Annotated in this window: 23 protein-coding genes; 9 read left to right on the top strand and 14 right to left on the bottom strand. The window is 40.0% G+C overall.

The window, feature by feature from the left end; genetic code table 11:
- The first annotated feature begins 44 nt into the window (after nt 1-44).
- The 6 genes from ACWPVF_RS01825 (at nt 45) to nusB (ending at nt 4,060) form a co-directional block, all read left to right on the top strand.
- Entirely contained in the window at nt 45-437 is a 393-nt protein-coding gene (locus ACWPVF_RS01825; protein WP_045614438.1) for a hypothetical protein, read from the top strand.
- Between the two features lie 50 nt (nt 438-487).
- Complete coding sequence (locus ACWPVF_RS01820; RefSeq protein WP_045614439.1) at nt 488-1,456, top strand: zinc-ribbon domain-containing transport protein; 969 nt, start codon at nt 488-490, stop codon at nt 1,454-1,456.
- 9 nt (nt 1,457-1,465) lie between these two features.
- On the top strand, nt 1,466-2,593 hold the full coding sequence (locus ACWPVF_RS01815; RefSeq protein ID WP_454384337.1) for an SPFH domain-containing protein: 1,128 nt from the start codon (nt 1,466-1,468) through the stop codon (nt 2,591-2,593).
- An 80-nt stretch (nt 2,594-2,673) separates the two neighbouring features.
- Nucleotides 2,674-3,234, top strand: coding sequence for an elongation factor P (gene efp / locus ACWPVF_RS01810; protein ID WP_004251910.1), 561 nt, complete (start codon nt 2,674-2,676; stop codon nt 3,232-3,234).
- A 21-nt stretch (nt 3,235-3,255) separates the two neighbouring features.
- Nucleotides 3,256-3,645 (top strand): Asp23/Gls24 family envelope stress response protein, encoded by a 390-nt coding sequence (locus tag ACWPVF_RS01805; RefSeq protein WP_454384335.1) that lies wholly within the window; start codon nt 3,256-3,258, stop codon nt 3,643-3,645.
- Entirely contained in the window at nt 3,638-4,060 is a 423-nt protein-coding gene (nusB, locus tag ACWPVF_RS01800; RefSeq protein ID WP_004251901.1) for a transcription antitermination factor NusB, read from the top strand. The genes ACWPVF_RS01805 and nusB overlap by 8 nt, the downstream gene beginning before the upstream one ends.
- A 53-nt stretch (nt 4,061-4,113) precedes the next feature.
- Here nusB and ACWPVF_RS01795 read toward each other — a convergent pair whose 3' ends face one another.
- The 14 genes from ACWPVF_RS01795 to ACWPVF_RS01730 all read right to left on the bottom strand — a co-directional run bounded on the left by ACWPVF_RS01795 (nt 4,114) and on the right by ACWPVF_RS01730 (nt 15,534).
- The gene (locus tag ACWPVF_RS01795) at nt 4,114-4,839 is read right to left on the bottom strand and encodes a CPBP family intramembrane glutamic endopeptidase (RefSeq protein ID WP_454384333.1); all 726 of its coding nucleotides are present in this window, start codon (nt 4,837-4,839) and stop codon (nt 4,114-4,116) included.
- Nucleotides 4,840-4,992: 153 nt separating this feature from the next.
- Nucleotides 4,993-5,760 (bottom strand): acetyl-CoA carboxylase carboxyl transferase subunit alpha, encoded by a 768-nt coding sequence (locus ACWPVF_RS01790; RefSeq protein ID WP_454384331.1) that lies wholly within the window; start codon nt 5,758-5,760, stop codon nt 4,993-4,995.
- Nucleotides 5,760-6,623, bottom strand: coding sequence for an acetyl-CoA carboxylase, carboxyltransferase subunit beta (accD, locus tag ACWPVF_RS01785; RefSeq protein ID WP_454384329.1), 864 nt, complete (start codon nt 6,621-6,623; stop codon nt 5,760-5,762). The genes ACWPVF_RS01790 and accD overlap by 1 nt, the downstream gene beginning before the upstream one ends.
- A gap of 34 nt (nt 6,624-6,657) precedes the next feature.
- Nucleotides 6,658-8,025: an acetyl-CoA carboxylase biotin carboxylase subunit gene (gene accC, locus ACWPVF_RS01780; RefSeq protein WP_454384327.1), complete on the bottom strand. Its 1,368-nt coding sequence runs from the start codon at nt 8,023-8,025 to the stop codon at nt 6,658-6,660.
- 11 nt (nt 8,026-8,036) lie between these two features.
- Nucleotides 8,037-8,459: a 3-hydroxyacyl-ACP dehydratase FabZ gene (fabZ, locus tag ACWPVF_RS01775; protein ID WP_000565515.1), complete on the bottom strand. Its 423-nt coding sequence runs from the start codon at nt 8,457-8,459 to the stop codon at nt 8,037-8,039.
- Nucleotides 8,456-8,935, bottom strand: coding sequence for an acetyl-CoA carboxylase biotin carboxyl carrier protein (accB, locus tag ACWPVF_RS01770; protein WP_016466758.1), 480 nt, complete (start codon nt 8,933-8,935; stop codon nt 8,456-8,458). The genes fabZ and accB overlap by 4 nt, the downstream gene beginning before the upstream one ends.
- Before the next feature lie 2 nt (nt 8,936-8,937).
- Nucleotides 8,938-10,173, bottom strand: coding sequence for a beta-ketoacyl-ACP synthase II (gene fabF, locus ACWPVF_RS01765; protein ID WP_454385777.1), 1,236 nt, complete (start codon nt 10,171-10,173; stop codon nt 8,938-8,940).
- A 22-nt stretch (nt 10,174-10,195) separates the two neighbouring features.
- Nucleotides 10,196-10,930: a 3-oxoacyl-[acyl-carrier-protein] reductase gene (gene fabG, locus ACWPVF_RS01760; RefSeq protein WP_049494243.1), complete on the bottom strand. Its 735-nt coding sequence runs from the start codon at nt 10,928-10,930 to the stop codon at nt 10,196-10,198.
- Between the two features lie 32 nt (nt 10,931-10,962).
- Nucleotides 10,963-11,883 carry an ACP S-malonyltransferase gene (gene fabD, locus ACWPVF_RS01755; RefSeq protein ID WP_454384325.1) on the bottom strand — a complete coding sequence of 307 codons (921 nt, stop codon included), beginning with the start codon at nt 11,881-11,883 and terminating at the stop codon, nt 10,963-10,965.
- Nucleotides 11,876-12,850, bottom strand: a complete 975-nt coding sequence (gene fabK / locus ACWPVF_RS01750) for an enoyl-[acyl-carrier-protein] reductase FabK (protein WP_004251880.1) — start codon at nt 12,848-12,850, stop codon at nt 11,876-11,878. The genes fabD and fabK overlap by 8 nt, the downstream gene beginning before the upstream one ends.
- Nucleotides 12,851-12,966: 116 nt before the next feature.
- Complete coding sequence (locus tag ACWPVF_RS01745) at nt 12,967-13,191, bottom strand: acyl carrier protein (protein WP_000257840.1); 225 nt, start codon at nt 13,189-13,191, stop codon at nt 12,967-12,969.
- Between the two features lie 57 nt (nt 13,192-13,248).
- Complete coding sequence (locus ACWPVF_RS01740) at nt 13,249-14,223, bottom strand: beta-ketoacyl-ACP synthase III (RefSeq protein WP_454384323.1); 975 nt, start codon at nt 14,221-14,223, stop codon at nt 13,249-13,251.
- The gene (gene fabT, locus ACWPVF_RS01735) at nt 14,223-14,657 is read right to left on the bottom strand and encodes a fatty acid biosynthesis transcriptional regulator FabT (protein ID WP_004251873.1); all 435 of its coding nucleotides are present in this window, start codon (nt 14,655-14,657) and stop codon (nt 14,223-14,225) included. Before fabT ends, ACWPVF_RS01740 begins: the two co-directional genes overlap by 1 nt.
- Before the next feature lie 91 nt (nt 14,658-14,748).
- Nucleotides 14,749-15,534 carry an enoyl-CoA hydratase gene (locus ACWPVF_RS01730; RefSeq protein WP_045614474.1) on the bottom strand — a complete coding sequence of 262 codons (786 nt, stop codon included), beginning with the start codon at nt 15,532-15,534 and terminating at the stop codon, nt 14,749-14,751.
- A gap of 231 nt (nt 15,535-15,765) precedes the next feature.
- On the opposite strand from ACWPVF_RS01730, the gene ACWPVF_RS01725 reads away from it, so the two are divergent.
- The 3 genes from ACWPVF_RS01725 to serS all read left to right on the top strand — a co-directional run bounded on the left by ACWPVF_RS01725 (nt 15,766) and on the right by serS (nt 18,992).
- On the top strand, nt 15,766-17,130 hold the full coding sequence (locus tag ACWPVF_RS01725; protein WP_045614477.1) for an aspartate kinase: 1,365 nt from the start codon (nt 15,766-15,768) through the stop codon (nt 17,128-17,130).
- 2 nt (nt 17,131-17,132) lie between these two features.
- On the top strand, nt 17,133-17,504 hold the full coding sequence (locus ACWPVF_RS01720; RefSeq protein ID WP_454384321.1) for a DUF956 family protein: 372 nt from the start codon (nt 17,133-17,135) through the stop codon (nt 17,502-17,504).
- A gap of 213 nt (nt 17,505-17,717) precedes the next feature.
- On the top strand, nt 17,718-18,992 hold the full coding sequence (serS, locus tag ACWPVF_RS01715) for a serine--tRNA ligase (RefSeq protein WP_454384319.1): 1,275 nt from the start codon (nt 17,718-17,720) through the stop codon (nt 18,990-18,992).
- Nucleotides 18,993-18,998 lie beyond the last annotated feature (6 nt).

The raw sequence follows: 18,998 nt of genomic DNA, 5'->3' as shown, positions 1-18,998 counted from the left end.
TTCGTTAATAGCCTTTTCTACTAAAAATAGAATAAGGAGAATGAATGAACAAATTTTTACGAGTACTATTTATCTTAGTTATTGTCGCCATGTTGGGTGCTTCCATTCTACAAATCTTTCTCCCATCATATATGGGAGAGCATTCTGGTTACGGTATTTCTGCAGGATGGCAAAGAGAAATTGGAATTTGGAATCTAGCCGTTTTAATTATTATTCTTGCTGTTAATATTAAATACGATTGGTTTTACCTGAGAATTGCCCTTCTTGCCCTCATCATTGGTGGTATAGGAATAGGAACAAATCATTTGTTAAATTTTATTGAATATCATTCTCCTGTTAATGCGATTGGTGCTATCGAGAATTATTTACTCGTATGTGGTTGGATTATAGGATGGTTTATTGAAAATAAAACTATAAAACTCAAAAACTCTTTATAGACATATAATTTACCAAAAACTATTTTTGTACTCACATAGTTAGGAGACATATGAAAAAGTTATATACTCTTATCGCTACCTTCTTGCTTCTTATCTTTGTGACACCTCTTCAATCAATAGATGCGGGTGTCGGACATTCTCGAAGTGGTAGCTCTAGCCGCAGCAGCTCTCGAAGTAGTAGCAGTAGCCGAAGTCGTTCTAGTAGTAGTTCTTCTTCACGAAGCAGTTATCATTCTAACAATAGATACTCAAGTTCAGGAGGTTCTCTAGGGACCGGAATGAACATTCTTATCATGTTTGGTGTTGGGGCTTTCCTACTCTTCATGCTCATCAAATATTTGAGTGACCAAAATTCGTCATCTGGTAAATCATACGGAAACTCAACTGGATACAATGTTGAACCAATACTTCACCGTCGAGTTGAAAATAACACCTTGGCTATTAATCGTGTACACCATGGTGATCCAAACTTTGATGCGGATGCTTTCACTTCATGGGTTAGAGAAGTTTACATCCAATTACAGGCAGCCTGGACTAAAAAAGATTGGAATTTGGTGCGCTCACTTGAAAGTGCTAGCCTCTATTCTCAACACAGTGCTCAACTGGAAGACTATATCCAATCTCAAACAACGAATGTTTTGGAACGTGTTTACGTTGAAAATGTTCGAATCAAAGATTTCTACGAAAATCCAGATGGAAATGATACTTTAGTGGTTATCCTTTCATCTACTTTGAGAGACTATGTCATCGAAGATAAGACTCGTAAGGTTATCGAAGGAGATCCTCAACAAGATCTATTTACAGTTTATCAAATGAACTTCATCCGCAAACATGGTAGCCAAACTGAAAACAATGTTCAAGATGAAGCTGTTAGCGACCACTGTCCAAACTGTGGTGCTCCACTTAAAATCTCAGCTATTAGTCAATGTGATTATTGCGGAGCTGAACTCACACGTAGTCCAAATCAATGGGTTCTTGATACCTATGAAGTTGTGGATGAAGACGAACTTTATAATTAGGAGGAAATTATGGGATTTATTCGTGCTGCCCTTTCAGCTGGGCTAAATAGTTTTAATGATAGCAAATTCAAGGAAGCCGTTGTACTTCCAGACCACGTCTCTTCAGACGTCATGGCCATCAAGGGACAATTGCTTACAAAAGATCCTGACGGTGGTTCAAGACAAAGCAACCAAAATACTGGTCTTTTAACAGACGGTTCTGTTGTTATTGTCCCTCAAGGATATGTTGCTGTTCTTGTCAATAACGGTACCTTCCTAGGGGATGTACTTGAAGCCGGAAGCCATGAATGGCGTGCAGGTGATAACGCTTGGCTCCTTGAAAAAGGTGGAATCAAGGGTACTTGGGAAAACTTCAAAAACCGCTTCTCTTTTGGTGGACAAGTTATTACTCGACAAGAAATCATCTTTATCCGTATGCAACCAATTGCAGGGAATAAATTTGGTACCCAAAATGCTGTAGAGTATTTCAGTGAACGTTACCAACAATTGCTCAACATTCGTTTTTACGGATTGTTTGATATCAAGGTCGCGGATCCAGTTCTTTTCTATGTTAGCTCTATCAGTCAACAAATTGAAGATCACAAACCATTTACACTCCAAGATATTGCTCAAGGAACACTTCGACAAAATATCTCTCCAAAAATCGCAATTGCTATCGCTAAGTATACCAATGAAAACGGAGTTGATATCTATAGCCTAAATGCTAACCAAGACACTTTCAATGAAGTAGCTAAACAAGAAGTTAACAAGGTTTGGACAGGACTTTATGGTATCGAAGCAACCAATATCTTGCTTGAAGATCTCAGTTACGACCAAGAAAGTCTAGAAATTGTTCGTAAACTTGATAGCGAACTCGTTGCTATGAAATACAATACCATCGAAATTGAAGAACGTCGTGCTCGTAACGAAGCCCTTATTGCTGCAGCTAATAATGAAGGTAATGGCAATGGTATGAACATGTTTATGGGAATGAACCTCGGTCAAACACTCGGTGGCCAACTCAGCCAACAAGCTCAGAATCAAGCTCCGGTTCAAAACAATGGACAAGCCACAAGTAAGAACTTTTACATCGAGGTTGATGGCAAGTATGTATTAGTAACCAAAGATGAAGAAGGAAACATCGTTCCTGTCAACTAATTTCACTTCCCTGATATTTGAGAAATCTTGCGACTTATGATACAATAAAGAGTAAATTATTTTATTAAAGAGGTAAAAACATGATCGAAGCAAGTAAATTAAAGGCTGGTATGACCTTTGAAACAGCTGACGGAAAATTGATCCGCGTTTTGGAAGCTAGCCACCACAAACCAGGTAAAGGAAACACTATCATGCGTATGAAATTGCGTGATGTCCGTACTGGTTCAACATTTGAAACTAGCTACCGTCCAGAGGAAAAATTTGAACAAGCGATTATCGAAACTGTGCCAGCACAATACTTGTACAAAATGGACGATACAGCTTATTTCATGAACACTGAAACTTACGACCAATACGAAATTCCTGTTGTAAATGTTGAAAATGAATTGCTTTATATCCTTGAAAATTCTGAAGTTAAAATTCAATTTTACGGAACTGAAGTAATCGGTGTAACAGTACCTACAACTGTTGAATTGACAGTTGCTGAAACTCAACCATCTATTAAAGGTGCAACTGTTACCGGTTCTGGTAAACCAGCTACAATGGAAACTGGTCTTGTCGTGAACGTTCCAGACTTCATCGAAGCAGGACAAAAACTCGTTATCAACACTGCAGAAGGAACTTACGTTTCTCGTGCCTAATCTCTAGAAAGAGGTCATTCTATGGGAATTGAAGAACAATTAGGCGAAATCGTTATCGCCCCACGTGTACTTGAAAAAATCATTGCAATCGCTACAGCTAAAGTTGATGGTGTCCACTCTTTTTCAAATAAATCAGTATCTGACACCCTTTCAAAACTTTCACTCGGTCGTGGCGTCTATCTAAAAGAATCTGAAGAAGAACTAATGGCTGATATCTATCTCTATCTTGAGTATGGTGTCAAGATTCCTAAGGTTGCAATGGCTATTCAAAAAGCTGTAAAAGATGCCGTTCGGAATATGGCTGATGTTGAACTCAATGCTGTGAATATTCACGTTGCTGGTATTGCACCAGATAAAACACCAAAACCAGCATTAACAGATTTATTTGATGAGGACTTCCTCAATGACTAGTCCATTATTAGAATCTAGACGCGAACTACGAAAATGTGCCTTCCAAGCACTGATGAGTCTTGAATATGGTTCTGATATTGAAACTGCTTGTCGCTTCGCTTATACTCATGATCGAGAAGACGACGAGGTAAAACTCCCTAGCTTCCTAATCGATCTTGTATCTGGTGTTCAAGCTCAAAAAGAGGAACTAGACAAACAAATCACTCAGCATTTAAAGTCTGGTTGGACGATTGAACGTTTAACCTTAGTTGAAAAGAATTTATTGCGTTTAGGAGTTTTCGAAATCACTTCCTTTGATACTCCTCAACTTGTAGCTGTGAATGAAGCTATTGAGCTTGCAAAAAGCTTTTCAGATCAAAAATCAGCCCGTTTCATTAACGGACTGCTCAGTCAATTTGTAACTGAAGAAAATTAAATATAAAAAGTGTTTGATAGATATCAAACACTTTTTATTTGTCTCCTCAAATGCTATCTAAAAAAACGATTATAGATTAAATTAGAAAGCAACAACCAGATGAAATCTGCATGAATGAGAAAGTTAATAAAACTATGGCACAGGATGGTGATTTTTAAATTCTTTGTCCAACGGTAGACTAAAGCAAAGAAAAGACCGAAAAAACAATAAATCATCAAACTGATGGGGTCGCGATGGGACAATACCAAATGACTGAGCCCAAATATAAGAGCTGATAAGATGACATCCAAGTAGTATTTGGACTTAGGGAAAAAGGTATTCATAAAATATCCTCTATGAACTATCTCCTCCAATATAGGCCCCAAAATGACAACTGAGATAAAAGAGAAGCAAGTCGTTAAAATAGTAGATTGCTCACTGAAGGATAGGACCGAAAGAAGGTCTTCAAAGATATAGTTGTTATTAATGAAGCGACTAAACTGTAAGTAAAAAGCACTTAACAACTGACGGACAAAATAAGCAGCCACTAAACTAACTAAAAGGTAAAAGAATCTGGATTTCTTCGAGCCCTTTTTTTCAAAAATATAGAGCATTCTTTTCTTTTTAAGCCAATAAATAACTAGACCTAAAAGAATTAGTTGCTCTACTGCTACAATAATAGAATAGCCATCCATACCCCAGACAAACATCTTAGCCAGATAAAGACTACTGAAATCTAGTAGATAAATTGATAAAAATACCAGTAATGTATAGATTCCCAAATGACCTAGTTTTTTCATACTCACTCCAAAAAATCTTTGTTGACTTATTTTTATAGCATAAATATCTTTTATTATATTAACAGCTATTTTTAAAAAAGTCAATTTTTTATCCTGAAATGTATTTTATAGAATCCAAAAAGCTAGAACTATTTCTCAGTTCTAGCTTACTTTTTAGTATTTTCTAAAGCGTTGGTAACGTTCCTCAATGAGCTGATCTAGTGGCAGTTTACCAAGTTCATCAAGTTCTGATTGGAGTTGTTCTTTGACTTGCTTGATCAAATCTTTACTTGATAGACCTACCTCAGAGATAACCTTATCAACAATTTTCATATTTAGCAATTCGAAAGAAGTAATTTTCATCAACTCTGCAGCTTCCATGGCACGACTGCCATCCTTCCAAAGAATAGACGCAAAGCCTTCAGGACTGAGAACTGCATAGATCGAGTTTTCTAACATCCAAACACGGTCAGCTACTGCAAGAGCTAAAGCCCCTCCTGAGCCACCTTCACCGATAATAATGGCAATAATTGGCACCTTAAGATTGCTCATCTCCATAAGGTTACGGGCAATAGCTTCACCTTGACCACGCTCCTCTGCTCCGACACCAGGATAGGCACCAGCAGTGTTGATAAAGGTTACAACAGGACGACCAAATTTTTCAGCCTGCTTCATCAAGCGAAGGGCTTTTCGATAACCTTCAGGATGAGGTTGTCCAAAGTTGCGGTTAAGATTATCCTGTAAGCTTTTACCTTTTTGAATTCCAACAACAGTTACTGCTTGGTCTCCCAACCAACCGATACCACCAATAACAGCACCATCATCTCGGAAAGAGCGATCACCATGTAGCTCTACAAAGTCATCAAATATTCCTGTTGCGAAGTCCAAGGCAGTTAAGCGGGTTTGTTCACGTGCTTCTCTGACGATTTTTGCAATATTCATCAACAATCCCCCTTATGTAACCTTACTAATCGAGCAATCATATCTGGCAATTCTCTCCGTTTAACAATCGCATCCACAAATCCATGTTCTAACAAAAACTCTGCCTTCTGGAAATCCTCTGGCAAATCTTCCCTTACGGTATTTTCAATGACACGACGTCCAGCAAATCCTACTAAACTTTGAGGCTCTGCCAAGATGATATCACCCTCCATAGCAAAGGAAGCTGTAACACCTCCAGTTGTTGGATCCGTTAGGATAGTCAGATAAAAGAGACCCGCATTGGAATGACGTTTGACTGCTGCAGAGATTTTAGCCATCTGCATCAAACTCATAATCCCTTCTTGCATACGTGCTCCACCAGATGCTGTAAACAATACAACTGGTAATTTTTCAACTGTTGCATATTCAAACAATCGAGTGATTTTCTCACCAACGACTGTTCCCATAGACGCCATGATAAAGTTGGAATCCATGATTCCGAGGGCTACCTTTTCCCCCTTGATCAAAGCAGTTCCTGTAACAACAGCCTCATCAAGACCTGTTTTTTCACGCATAGAAGCTAATTTTTTCTGGTAACCTGGAAATTCCAATGGGTCCTGCGTCTCAATTCCTGTAAACATCTCTAAGAAGCTTCCCATATCGATGGTCAAAGCAAGACGCTCTTGAGCTGAGATACGGAAGGTATAGCCACAGTGAGGACAAATACGCTCACTTCCTAAATCTTTTTGGTAAATGGTGTGTTTACAACCTGGACATTTTGAGAAGAGTTCGTCTGGAACCTCAGGTTTAGCTTGGGGCTTTTCTCTAAGTGAACGATTGGGATTAATTCGTATATATTTATCTTTTTTACTAAATAGAGCCATACATCCCCCTTTTCAGTCTCATACTCTTTTTACATTATTCTTTTTCTTGATAGTGTGGTAAGAAAGTTTCCATCAAGAATGAGGTGTCGTAGTCTCCTGCAATCACGCGACGATCTGAAATCAAATCGAGCTGAAAATCAGCATTGGTGACAACCCCTTCAATTTCGAGTTCATAAAGAGCTCGTTGCATTTTCATGAGTGCATCAAAACGATTTTCCCCATGAACAATAATTTTAGCAATCATACTATCATAGTATGGCGGAATGGTATAACCAGGATAGACTGCTGAATCCACACGCAAGCCCACACCACCACTTGGTAGATAAAGATTGGTAATCTTACCTGGACTTGGTGCAAAATTAAAGGCTGGGTTTTCTGCATTGATACGGCACTCAATGGCATGTCCTTTTAGAACAATGTCTTCTTGTTTCAAAGTCAATGGTTGACCTGCTGCGATACGGATTTGTTCCTTAACAATATCTACACCTGAAACAAATTCGGTTACCGGGTGTTCTACTTGGACACGCGTATTCATCTCCATAAAGTAGAATTTGCCAGTTGCTTCATCTAGTAGGAATTCAATGGTACCAGCATTCTCATAACCAACCGACTCCGCTGCACGGACTGCTGCAGCACCAATTTCATTACGCAGTGTTTTCCCGATAGCAATCGAAGGACTTTCTTCTAAAACTTTTTGGTTATTCCGTTGAAGCGAACAGTCACGCTCACCTAGGTGAATAACATGTCCCATTTGGTCAGCAAGAATCTGTACCTCTATGTGGCGAGCAGGGTAAATCACACGCTCGAGGTACATAGCCCCATTTCCAAAGTTTGCTTTGGCTTCACTAGAGGCTGTTTCAAAGGCTGATACAAGATCTTCTGCCTTTTCAACCTTACGAATCCCTTTACCACCACCTCCAGCTGAAGCTTTCAGCATAACTGGATAACCAATTTTTTCGGCAACAGCCAGAGCCTCTTCTGCAGTATGAACTTCACCATCTGATCCTGGAATGACGGGCACATTAGCCTTAATCATTTGAGCACGGGCGTTAATTTTATCTCCCATGACATCCATTACTCGAGCTGATGGCCCGATAAATTTGATACCGACTTCTTCACACATAGTTGCAAATTTGGAATTTTCACTTAAAAAACCAAATCCAGGGTGAATAGCTTCAGCTTCAGTCAAGACCGCAGCTGATAGGATGGCATTGATGTTCAGATAAGATTCTGTAGCCTTCCCAGGGCCGATACAGATAGCCTCATCAGCCAAAAGCGTGTGGAGAGCTTCCTTGTCAGCAGTCGAATAGACAGCAACTGTAGCAATTCCTAACTCTCGTGCCGCACGAATAATACGAACAGCAATTTCACCACGATTGGCAATTAAAATCTTACGAAACATGGAAAACCTCCCTAGTTTCCAATAGCAAAGGTTAGAGTACCGCTTGCTGCAAGCTTACCATCTACTTCTGCCTTCGCTTCTACTACGGCGATTGTGCCACGACGTTTGACAAAAGTTGCTGTCATGACAAGCTGATCACCAGGAACAACCTGTTTCTTAAACTTAACCTTATCCATACCAGCATAGAAGACAAGTTTCCCTTTGTTTTCAGGTTTAGACAATTCCAAAACACCTGCGGTCTGAGCCAAGGCTTCCATAATGAGGACTCCAGGCATAACTGGGTATTGAGGAAAATGACCATTGAAGAAAGGTTCGTTAATCGTCACATTTTTAATGGCAACAATTGTATCTTCACTAACTTCTAAGACACGATCCACTAAGAGCATGGGATAGCGGTGAGGCAAAGCTTCTTTAATTCCTTGAATATCAATCATTTGATACGTACCAAGCCTTTCCCAAACTCAACCATTTCTTCATTTTCAACAAGAATTTCTGTTACAACACCGTCTTTAGGTGCTGGAATTTCATTCATAACTTTCATAGCTTCAATGATGACCAAGGTTTGGCCTTTTTTAACAGTATCACCAACTGAAACAAAATTAGGTTTGTCTGGTCCGGCAGCCAAGTAAGCAACTCCGACAAGTGGACTTTCTACAAGGTCCCCCTCAGCTACAGATTCACTAGCACTTGATTCTGAAACTGCTTCTACAGCTGGTGTAGTTTGAGCTTGTGGTGCAACTGTAGGTACAGCTGCTGGAACTACAGGTTGAGGTGCTGGACTTGTTTCTGCCACAAGTTTCGCTTCATTCTTACTGAAGACCAACTCGTCCGTTCCATTTTTATAAGAAAATTCTTTCAAGCTCGACTGGTCAAATTGTGCCATCAAGTCTTTGATTTCATTTAAATTCATTTTTACTTATTCTCCCAACGTTTGAAAGCAAGAACTGCGTTATGCCCACCAAATCCAAAAGTATTTGAGATAGCATAAGGAATTTCATGTTCCAAGCCTTGTCCATAAATAACGTTTGCTTCAATGTAGTCTGACACTTCTGTTGTTCCAGCTGTCATTGGAACATAGTTGTTACGGATTGCTTCAATTGTTGCAATAGCTTCAACTGCACCTGCTGCACCGAGCAAGTGTCCTGTAAATGACTTGGTTGAAGATACAGGTACTTCCTTACCAAGAACCGCTACGATAGCACCACTTTCTCCCTTTTCATTAGCAGGAGTTGATGTACCGTGAGCATTGACATAAGCTACTTGGTCTGGTGTGATTTCAGCTTCCTCCAAAGCAAGTTTGATAGCTTTAATAGCACCTTGACCTTCTGGATGTGGTGAAGTCATATGGTAGGCATCACAAGTATTCCCGTAACCGACAACTTCAGCTAGGATAGTTGCTCCGCGTTTTTCAGCATGTTCTAAGCTCTCAAGAACCAACATCCCTGACCCTTCACCCATGACAAATCCATTACGGTCTTTATCAAATGGAATAGAAGCACGAGTTGGATCCTCTGTTGTTGAAAGAGCAGTCAAAGCTTGGAAACCAGCGATTGCAAATGGAGTAATTGAAGATTCTGATCCACCAACTAACATGATATCTTGGAAACCAAATTTGATAGAACGGAAGGCATCTCCGATAGCATCATTTGAAGAAGCGCAAGCTGTGTTGATAGATTTACAGATACCATTAGCACCAAAGCGCATAGCTACATTTCCTGCAGCCATATTTGGCAAGGCTTTTGGAAGTGTTAATGGTTTAACACGTTTTGGTCCTTTGTCGTGAAGTCGGAGGACTTGGTCTTCGATTTCTCTGATTCCACCGATACCAGATGCAACGATGACACCAAAGCGGTCTTTATCAAGTGCTTCTACGTCAAGATTTGCATTGTCTACTGCTTCTTGAGCTGCATACAAGGCATATAAAGAATAATCATCGAAACGATTGGTATCTTTTTTTACAAAATATTTGTCAAAAGGAAAATCGTTAATCTCTGCTGCATTATGGACGTCAAAAGCACTGTGATCAAACTTGGTGATTTCACCAATCCCAATCTTTCCATTCTTTAAACTGTTCCAAAATTCTTCTGGCGTATTCCCAATTGGAGATGTTAATCCATAACCTGTTACTACTACTCGATTTAGTTTCATTTTCATACCTCTATTTTAACTCTTATTGCATGGTAAGTCCACCATCAATTGCAATGACTTGTCCCGTTAGATAATCTTGGCTTGCAAGAAAGGCTGTGACCTCTGCCACTTGCTCAGCTTGACCAAATTGTTTCATCGGAATTTGTGCCAACATGGCATCTTTTACCTTATCAGATAGGACTGCAGTCATATCAGATTCGATCATTCCTGGCGCAATGGCATTGACACGTACATTACGGTTGGCTACCTCACGTGCTACTGATTTGGTAAATCCAATTAGACCAGCCTTAGATGCAGCGTAGTTCGCTTGACCGATATTTCCCATCAAACCAACGACACTGGACATATTGATAATGGCCCCTTCACGAGCTTTTATCATCTGCTTCAAGACTGCTTGCGTCATGTTGAAGGCTCCCGTTAGATTGACTTTCAAGACCTTCTCAAAATCTTCTTCTGTCATCTTCAGCATGAGAGTGTCTTGAGTAATCCCGGCGTTATTAACTAGGACGTCAACTGAACCTAGCCCTTCAATAGCTTGGTCCACCATTCGTTTTGCATCCGTAAAGTCAGAAACATCACCAGAAATAGCAAGGACCTTCACCCCGTAAGGTTTAAATTCGTTTAGAAGCTCCTCGGAGATTTCACCACGACTATTCAAGACAACGTTGGCTCCCAAGCTGGCAAATTTATGAGCAATGGCAAGACCAATTCCTCGACTTGAGCCTGTAATAAAGACATTTTTCTGTTCTAGTTTCATTTTTCTCCTTTCAGAACTTCTACCATTTTGGTCTAGTTTTCTAAGAGTGCTTGTAAACTTGCTTGGTCTTCCACATTAGCAAGTTGAGCAGTTTTATCAATCTTTTTGACGAATCCAGACAAGATTTTCCCAGGGCCAATCTCGATAAAACGAGTTACACCAGCTTCTTGCATGACTGCGATGCTTTCATAAAAACGCACAGGTTCCTTAACTTGACGAGTCAAGAGTTCTGCAATTCGTTCTTTTTCCATGACTTTTGCTTCTGTATTACCAACAAGTGGATAAGCAAAGTCATTAAACTCAACATCTTCTAGGACTTGAGCTAATTTTTGACTAGCAGATTCCAATAAAGCTGTATGGAAAGGTCCAGAAACATTTAGCGGAATTAAGCGTTTTGCTCCTGCTTCTTGCAAGAGTTCAACTGCACGATCCACAGCAACCACCTCACCACCAATAACAATTTGACTTGGGGTATTGTAGTTAGCTGGAGTCACAACACCAAGTTGAGAAGCTTCTTGACAAGCTTGTTCAATAACTTCAACTGGAGTATTGAGTACGGCTACCATTTTACCAGACCCAGCAGGTGCCGCTTCTTCCATATAAGCACCACGTTTAGCAACTAGAGCCACCGCATCTTCAAAATCCAAGGCACCACTAGCTACAAGGGCAGAATATTCACCAAGAGACAGGCCTGCCACTATATCTGGTTGGTAACCTTTCTCCTTTAGTAGTCGGTAAATGGCAACGGATGTAGCCAAAATAGCTGGTTGTGTGTAACGAGTCTGATTTAGCTTCGTTTCATCGTTATCAATCAAGTCACGAAGATCATAACCTAAGACTTGGCTAGCTTGGTCGATTGTTTCCTTGACGATAGCATATTGGTCGTATAGTTCACGTCCCATTCCAAGGTACTGGGCTCCTTGACCTGCAAATAGAAAGGCTGTTTTAGTCATTTCTTGTAACTCCTGCCCAACGAGCGGCTTCTTTTTGAATTTTCTCAGCTGCACCATAGTAGATATCTTTTAAGATTTCTTCAACTGTTTCTTCTTTAGATACCAAACCTGCAATCTGACCGGCCATTACTGAACCGCCATCTACATCACCATGGACAACAGCCTTAGCTAAGGCTCCAGCGCCCATTTGTTCAAAGATTTCTAAGTCTGGATTTTCTTGTTTAAAGGCATCTTTTTCAGCTTGCTCAAAATCACGAGTCAATTGATTTTTGATGGCACGAACTGCGTGACCAAAATGTTGTGCTGAAATAGTTGTATCAATATCACGAGCTTTTAAAATCTTAGCTTTGTAGTTTGGATGAGCATTTGATTCTTTAGCAACTACAAAACGAGTTCCTACTTGCACAGCTTCCGCACCAAGCATAAATCCAGCAGCAGCTCCCTCACCGTCTGCAATACCACCTGCAGCGATAACAGGAATTGAAACAGCCGCCGCAACTTGACGAACTAAGGTCATGGTTGTTAATTTACCAATGTGTCCACCGGCTTCCATACCTTCACAAATGACAGCATCTGCACCGATTTTTTCCATACGTTTAGCCAAAGCTACGCTAGGAACTACAGGAATAACGGTGATTCCTGCTTCATGAAATCGTTCCATATATTTACTTGGGTTTCCTGCACCAGTTGTGACTACCTTAACCCCTTCTTCAATAACGAGGTCAACAATATCATCAACAAATGGAGACAAGAGCATGATATTGACACCAAAAGGCTTGTCTGTTAAAGATTTAATCTTATCGATGTTGGCTTTAACCACTTCTTTAGGTGCGTTTCCTCCACCAATGATACCGAGACCACCAGCTTTTGAAACAGCTCCAGCCAAATCGCCATCTGCCACCCAGGCCATTCCACCTTGGAAGATAGGATATTTAATATTTAATAGTTCAGTGATACGTGTTTTCATATTGCCTCCATAAGTCTTGCTTACGTAATAGTTCGACTTTATTATAATTTGACTGTCAAACTATTACCTAAACAAGAGGGAGCGGGTTTCCCCTACTCCTTCTTTATTTATTCTAATTATTTAGTTTGCTCTTCAACGTAAGCAACCAAGTCGCCAACTGTTTTCAAGTTGTCTTCAGCTTCGATTTGGATATCAAAAGCGTCTTCGATTTCTGAGATTACTTGGAACAAGTCCAATGAATCTGCATCCAAATCATCAAAAGTAGATTCAAGTGTTACTTCTGATGCATCTTTTCCAAGTTCTTCAACGATAATTTCTTGTACTTTTTCAAATACTGCCATGATAGACTCCTTTAAAATAAATAGTTTTTTATAACAATGTGATCACCACATGATTACCTAAATTGTAACAATAAGTGTGCCCCATGTCAAACCTCCACCGAAACCTGACAAGAGAATTTTTTGGCTACCATCCAAATGGATGAGCCCTTCTTCTACACACTCAGAAAGTAAAATCGGGATACTTGCCGCACTGGTATTTCCATACTTCATCATATTAGCAGGAAGTTTGTCACGATCGACACCGATTTTTCTAGCCATCTTATCTAAAATTCGAATATTAGCTTGATGAAGCAAGAGATAATCGAGTTCATCTGCTGATATTGGACTTTTTTCGATGGTCTGTTTAATAGATTTAGCCACGTCTCGAATTGCAAAGTCAAAAACTGCTCTCCCATCCATTTTCAAGAAAACATCTGGTTCTTCTTGAATCGAAAATGGTGAAATCAATCCTGTCTGTCCATAAGTGAGACACTCACCACGAGAACCATCGCTATTGAGACTTTCAGCTAAGAAATGTTTTTGGTCACTTGCCTCAAGTAGTACACCACCAGCTCCATCTCCAAACAAGACAGCTGTTGAGCGGTCAGACCAATCCAAAGATTTTGACATGGTCTCACTACCGATAACCAGACCCTTGCTATATGTTCCTGAAGAAATGAACTTTTCTGCAGTTGATAGGGCAAAAACAAATCCACTGCAAGCGGCTGTTAAATCATAGGCAAAAGCCTTATGAGCGCCAATCTTTGCCTGAACACGAGCTGCGGTTGATGGCATCATCGAGTCAGGTGTCATAGTAGCAAGAATAATAAAATCTAGCTCTTCAGCAGAAATCCCTGCCTTGTCTATAAGTTGCTTTGCAACCTCTGTAGCCAAATCTCCTGTTGATTCTGTTTTAGAAATATGACGTTCTTTAATCCCTGTCCGACTTGAGATCCATTCATCACTCGTATCCATGACCTGAGCCAAGTCTTCGTTAGTGATAATCTGCTCTGGAGCATAATGAGCGACCTGGCTTATTTTTGCAAAAGCCATTACTTCAAATCCTCCAAAAAGTGATAAAGATTAGTCAACCCTTTTCCCATAACTTCAATCTCTTCAGGACTCATGCCCTCGATAATTCTTTCGACCATGGCCTTATGGAAACGTTTATGAAGACGATGAACGAGGCGACCTTTCTTTGTCAAATGCAGATGTACTACACGACGATCTTGATCTGAACGGATACGTTCGATGTATCCTTTTCGTTCCAAATTATTTAAACTCGTTGTCACAGTCCCTAGAGTTACCATCAACTCTTTGGACACCTGACTTGGAGTCACTTCTGGATACTTACCGATAACATCAATCGTGTGCATTTCTTTGATAGAGATGTCTTTGAAACGACTACCTCGCAAACTTACTTCCTCGATTACTAGGACGTTGTTAAAAATTGATGTTAAATAGTCATTGACTTGTTGGTAGTCCATTTCTCTTCCCTCCTTTACCAAAAAAAGTTTAATAATCAAAACATTTGACAAGAAAAGTATATCAAACTTCAAAGAATAGTGCAAGTATTTTTTATTTCCCGACAAATTTTGGACGTCTTCTTTCAGAATGTGCCCGAACACCTTCTTTAAAATCTTCCGTATAGGATAGTGATTTTTGTAGCTCCAATTCAAGTTGGGCGTATTCATGCCACCGCTTGAACTCACTCTCCCAAACAAGCTTCTTAATTGCTGCATAAGAATTTGAAGAACCACGTCTCAACTTCTTCAACAATTGTTCTCTTGTTTTTTCTAATTGTTCACTAGTACATAGACGATATAGAGCTCCTGCCTCCATTGCTTTTTCAGCAGTGAAAGCTTCACCTGTCATAGCTAATTGAGTTGCTCTAGTTGCACCGAGCGATCTTGTCAGTAAGAATAACCCGCCTGCGTCAGGAGCCAATCCTACACCTACAAAAGCCTGGATAAATTTAGACTTGTCAGATGCGATACAAAAATCAACTGCCAAGGCCATATTGGCTGCAGCTCCAGCAACTGCTCCATCCACCTCCATGATAACAGGTTTAGGAATCTGTTTAATCTTATAAGAAATAGTATTGACCAATTCAGCAATTCGAGTTAAGGAAGCAATATCATCCTCATCAACGGCACGTTTCATTTCAACTAAATCTCCACCGACAGAAAACACCTTACCAGCAGCATTGATTAGAATAAATGAAACTGAATCATCTTTTTCAGCTAATTCCAGTACTTCTAAAATTTCTTCACACATAGGAATATGGAAACCATTTGCCACCTCGGGACGATTTAATGTAATCACCGCTAAATCGTCTTGAATTTGAAAGATAATATGATTCATAGTCACTCCTTTAATTTAAAAAGCTGATTAAATTATTTTATCTTCAAAGTATATCTTTTTATTTCTATTTACACAAGCAAAAATCGATTAAAAGTGTATCAGCCGATTTCGAAAGAAAAGTTTCTAACCTTATGGATACAGCTCTCTTATAAGATAACCCTTTCGTATTCCAGATTGAAAAAAGCCCTTCTTTCTGCTATAATCGTATAAAATACTAACTGAGGAGTTCTTATGAAGGTTGTAAAATTTGGAGGAAGTTCACTTGCCTCTGCTAGTCAATTAGAAAAAGTTTTAAATATTGTCAAAAGTGACCCAGAACGTCGTTTTGTGGTTGTATCTGCCCCTGGTAAACGCAATTCTGAAGATACTAAAGTTACAGATGCCTTGATTAAATACTACCGCGACTATGTAGCTGGAAATGATATTAGCAAAAGCCAGAACTGGATTATTGATCGCTATGCTGCTATGGTTAGTGAATTAGATCTTAAACCAGCCGTTTTAGATAAAATTTCAAAAAGCATTCGCTCTCTAGCTACTCTTCCAATTGAAGATAATAAGTTTCTCTATGATACCTTTCTAGCAGCTGGAGAAAATAACAATGCCAAGTTGATTGCAGCCTACTTTAACCAAAATGGCTTGGAGGCGCGTTATGTTCATCCTAGAGAAGCTGGTATCGTTGTTACGAGCGAACCTGGAAATGCACGTATCATTCCTTCAAGCTATGATAAAATCGAGGAACTCAATAACGGTACAGAAGTCCTTGTTATTCCTGGATTCTTCGGTGTCACAAAAGAAAATCAAATCTGTACCTTCTCCCGTGGAGGATCTGATATCACAGGTTCTATCATTGCTGCTGGTGTTAAAGCAGACCTTTACGAGAACTTTACTGATGTTAATGGGATTTTTGCGGCTCACCCTGGTATTATTCACAAACCACACTCAATTCCTGAATTGACTTACCGTGAAATGCGTGAATTGGCCTATGCAGGATTCTCAGTGCTCCATGACGAAGCTCTCTTGCCTGCCTATCGCGGGAAAATTCCTTTGGTTATCAAGAACACCAATAACCCTGACCATCCCGGAACTCGTATCGTACTACAACATAGTAGCGATAAATTCCCAGTAGTAGGAATCGCAGGTGACTCTGGCTTTGTCAGCATCAATATGTCTAAGTACCTTATGAACCGTGAAATCGGGTTTGGTCGTAAAGTTCTTCAAATCCTTGAAGACTTAAATATCGGTTGGGAACATATGCCAACTGGTATCGATGACTTGTCAATCATTTTACGTTCACGGGAATTGACTCCTATCAAAGAAGAAGAAATTCTTCGTCAACTTGTTCAAAAAGCAGAGGTAGACCACGCTGAAATTGAACATGATCTCTCAATCATTATGATCGTTGGTGAGAAGATGAAGCGTCATATCGGGGTAACTGCTACTGCTACTCGCGCCTTGTCTGAAAATAATATCAACATCCAAATGATGTCCCAAGGGTCTAGCGAAGTTTCTATCATGTTCGTTGTCCACAAAGACCAAGAGAAAGCAGCCATCAAGGCTCTTTACCAGGCATTTTTTGGTGAAAGTAAGGAAGACTAAAGATGGCACAATCTCTTAACAAAGTCGTTGACCTACAAACTACTGGAACCTCCTATCTTTCCATTTCAGGAAAGGTTGGAAAATTTCTGGTTGGAGATCAGGCTTTAGAATTTTACGCAGACCGTAATGTTGAGGATTACATTCAGATTCCATGGTCCAGCGTTCATCAAATCGGAGCCAATGTCTCTAGGCGCAAGGTCAGTCGTCATTTCGAAGTCTTCACTGACCAAGGAAAATTCCTCTTTGCCTCAAAAGACTCCGGAAAAATTCTTAAAATTGCTCGGGAAAAAATCGGAAATGAAAAGGTTGTGAAGCTTCCAACATTACTCCAAATCATCGGTCGTAAAATCAAAAATCTATTTGCAAAAAAATAGAAAGTTTAGTATAATCATAGAAACGGATAAGTAGGTTATCCTCTTCTTCCAGAAAGTCTGCGGATGCTGCGAGCAGATAGGAGAGATAGGTGAAATTCTACCGTTGTTTTAAATCAAATACAGAATCAAGTGCACACCTGTGAAGTTGGATGGAACCGTGGCTCTGCCACTCCAACGTTTTGACAGGTGTGCTTTTTTCATAAAGGAGTTTATATGCTAGATATCAAACGTATTCGTACAGACTTTGATGCTGTCGCAGAAAAATTGGCTACACGTGGTGTAGATGCTGCTATCTTGAACGAGATGAAAGAAATCGATGCTAAACGTCGTGACATCTTGGTCAAGGTTGAAACCCTCAAGGCAGAGCGTAACACGGTTTCTGCTGAAATTGCTCAAGCTAAGCGCAACAAGGAAAATGCCGATGATAAGATTGCTGCCATGCAAACCCTATCTGCCGAAGTCAAAGCACTCGATGCAGAATTAGCTGAAATCGATGCTAAATTGACAGAATTTACCACTACTCTTCCAAACATCCCAGCTGACAGTGTTCCTATTGGGGTAGACGAAGATGATAACGTAGAAGTTCGCCGTTGGGGAACTCCTCGTGAGTTTGACTTTGAACCAAAAGCCCACTGGGATCTCGGAGAAGACCTTGGTATTCTTGACTGGGAACGTGGTGGAAAAGTCACTGGAGCTCGTTTCCTCTTCTATAAAGGCCTCGGAGCTCGCTTGGAACGTGCCATCTACAACTTTATGCTAGATGAGCATGGTAAGGAAGGTTATACTGAAGTCATCACCCCTTACATGGTTAACCATGATTCTATGTTTGGTACCGGAAATTATCCAAAATTTAAGGATGATACTTTTGAATTGAAAGACACTAATTATGTCCTTATTCCTACCGCTGAAGTACCTCTAACTAACTACTACCGTAATGAAATTCTTGAAGGAAAAGACTTGCCAATCTACTTTACTGCTATGAGTCCATCATTCCGTTCTGAAGCTGGTTCAGCTGGTCGTGATACTCGTGGTTTGATTCGTTTGCACCAATTCCACAAGGTAGAAATGGTGAAATTTGCTAAACCTGAAGAATCATACGAAGAACTAGAAAAGATGACAGCTAACGCTGAAAACATCCTTCAAAAACTCAACTTGCCATACCGTGTAGTTGCTCTTTCTACAGGAGATATGGGCTTCTCAGCTGCTAAGACTTACGACTTGGAAGTTTGGATCCCAGCACAAAATACCTACCGTGAAATCTCAAGCTGTTCAAATACAGAAGATTTCCAAGCACGTCGTGCCCAAATCCGTTATCGTGACGAAGCAGATGGTAAGGTTAAACTTCTCCACACCTTGAACGGTTCTGGACTTGCTGTTGGACGTACCGTTGCTGCAATTCTTGAAAACTATCAAAACGAAGATGGTTCTGTAACTATTCCTGAAGTTCTTCGTCCATACATGGGTGGAGCTGAAGTCATCAAACCATAACATTTT

It is taken from the genome of Streptococcus sp. Marseille-Q7087, from assembly GCF_965111935.1.
Note: the sequence above shows the minus strand (reverse complement) of the source record. Positions and strands in the feature narration are given on the sequence as shown.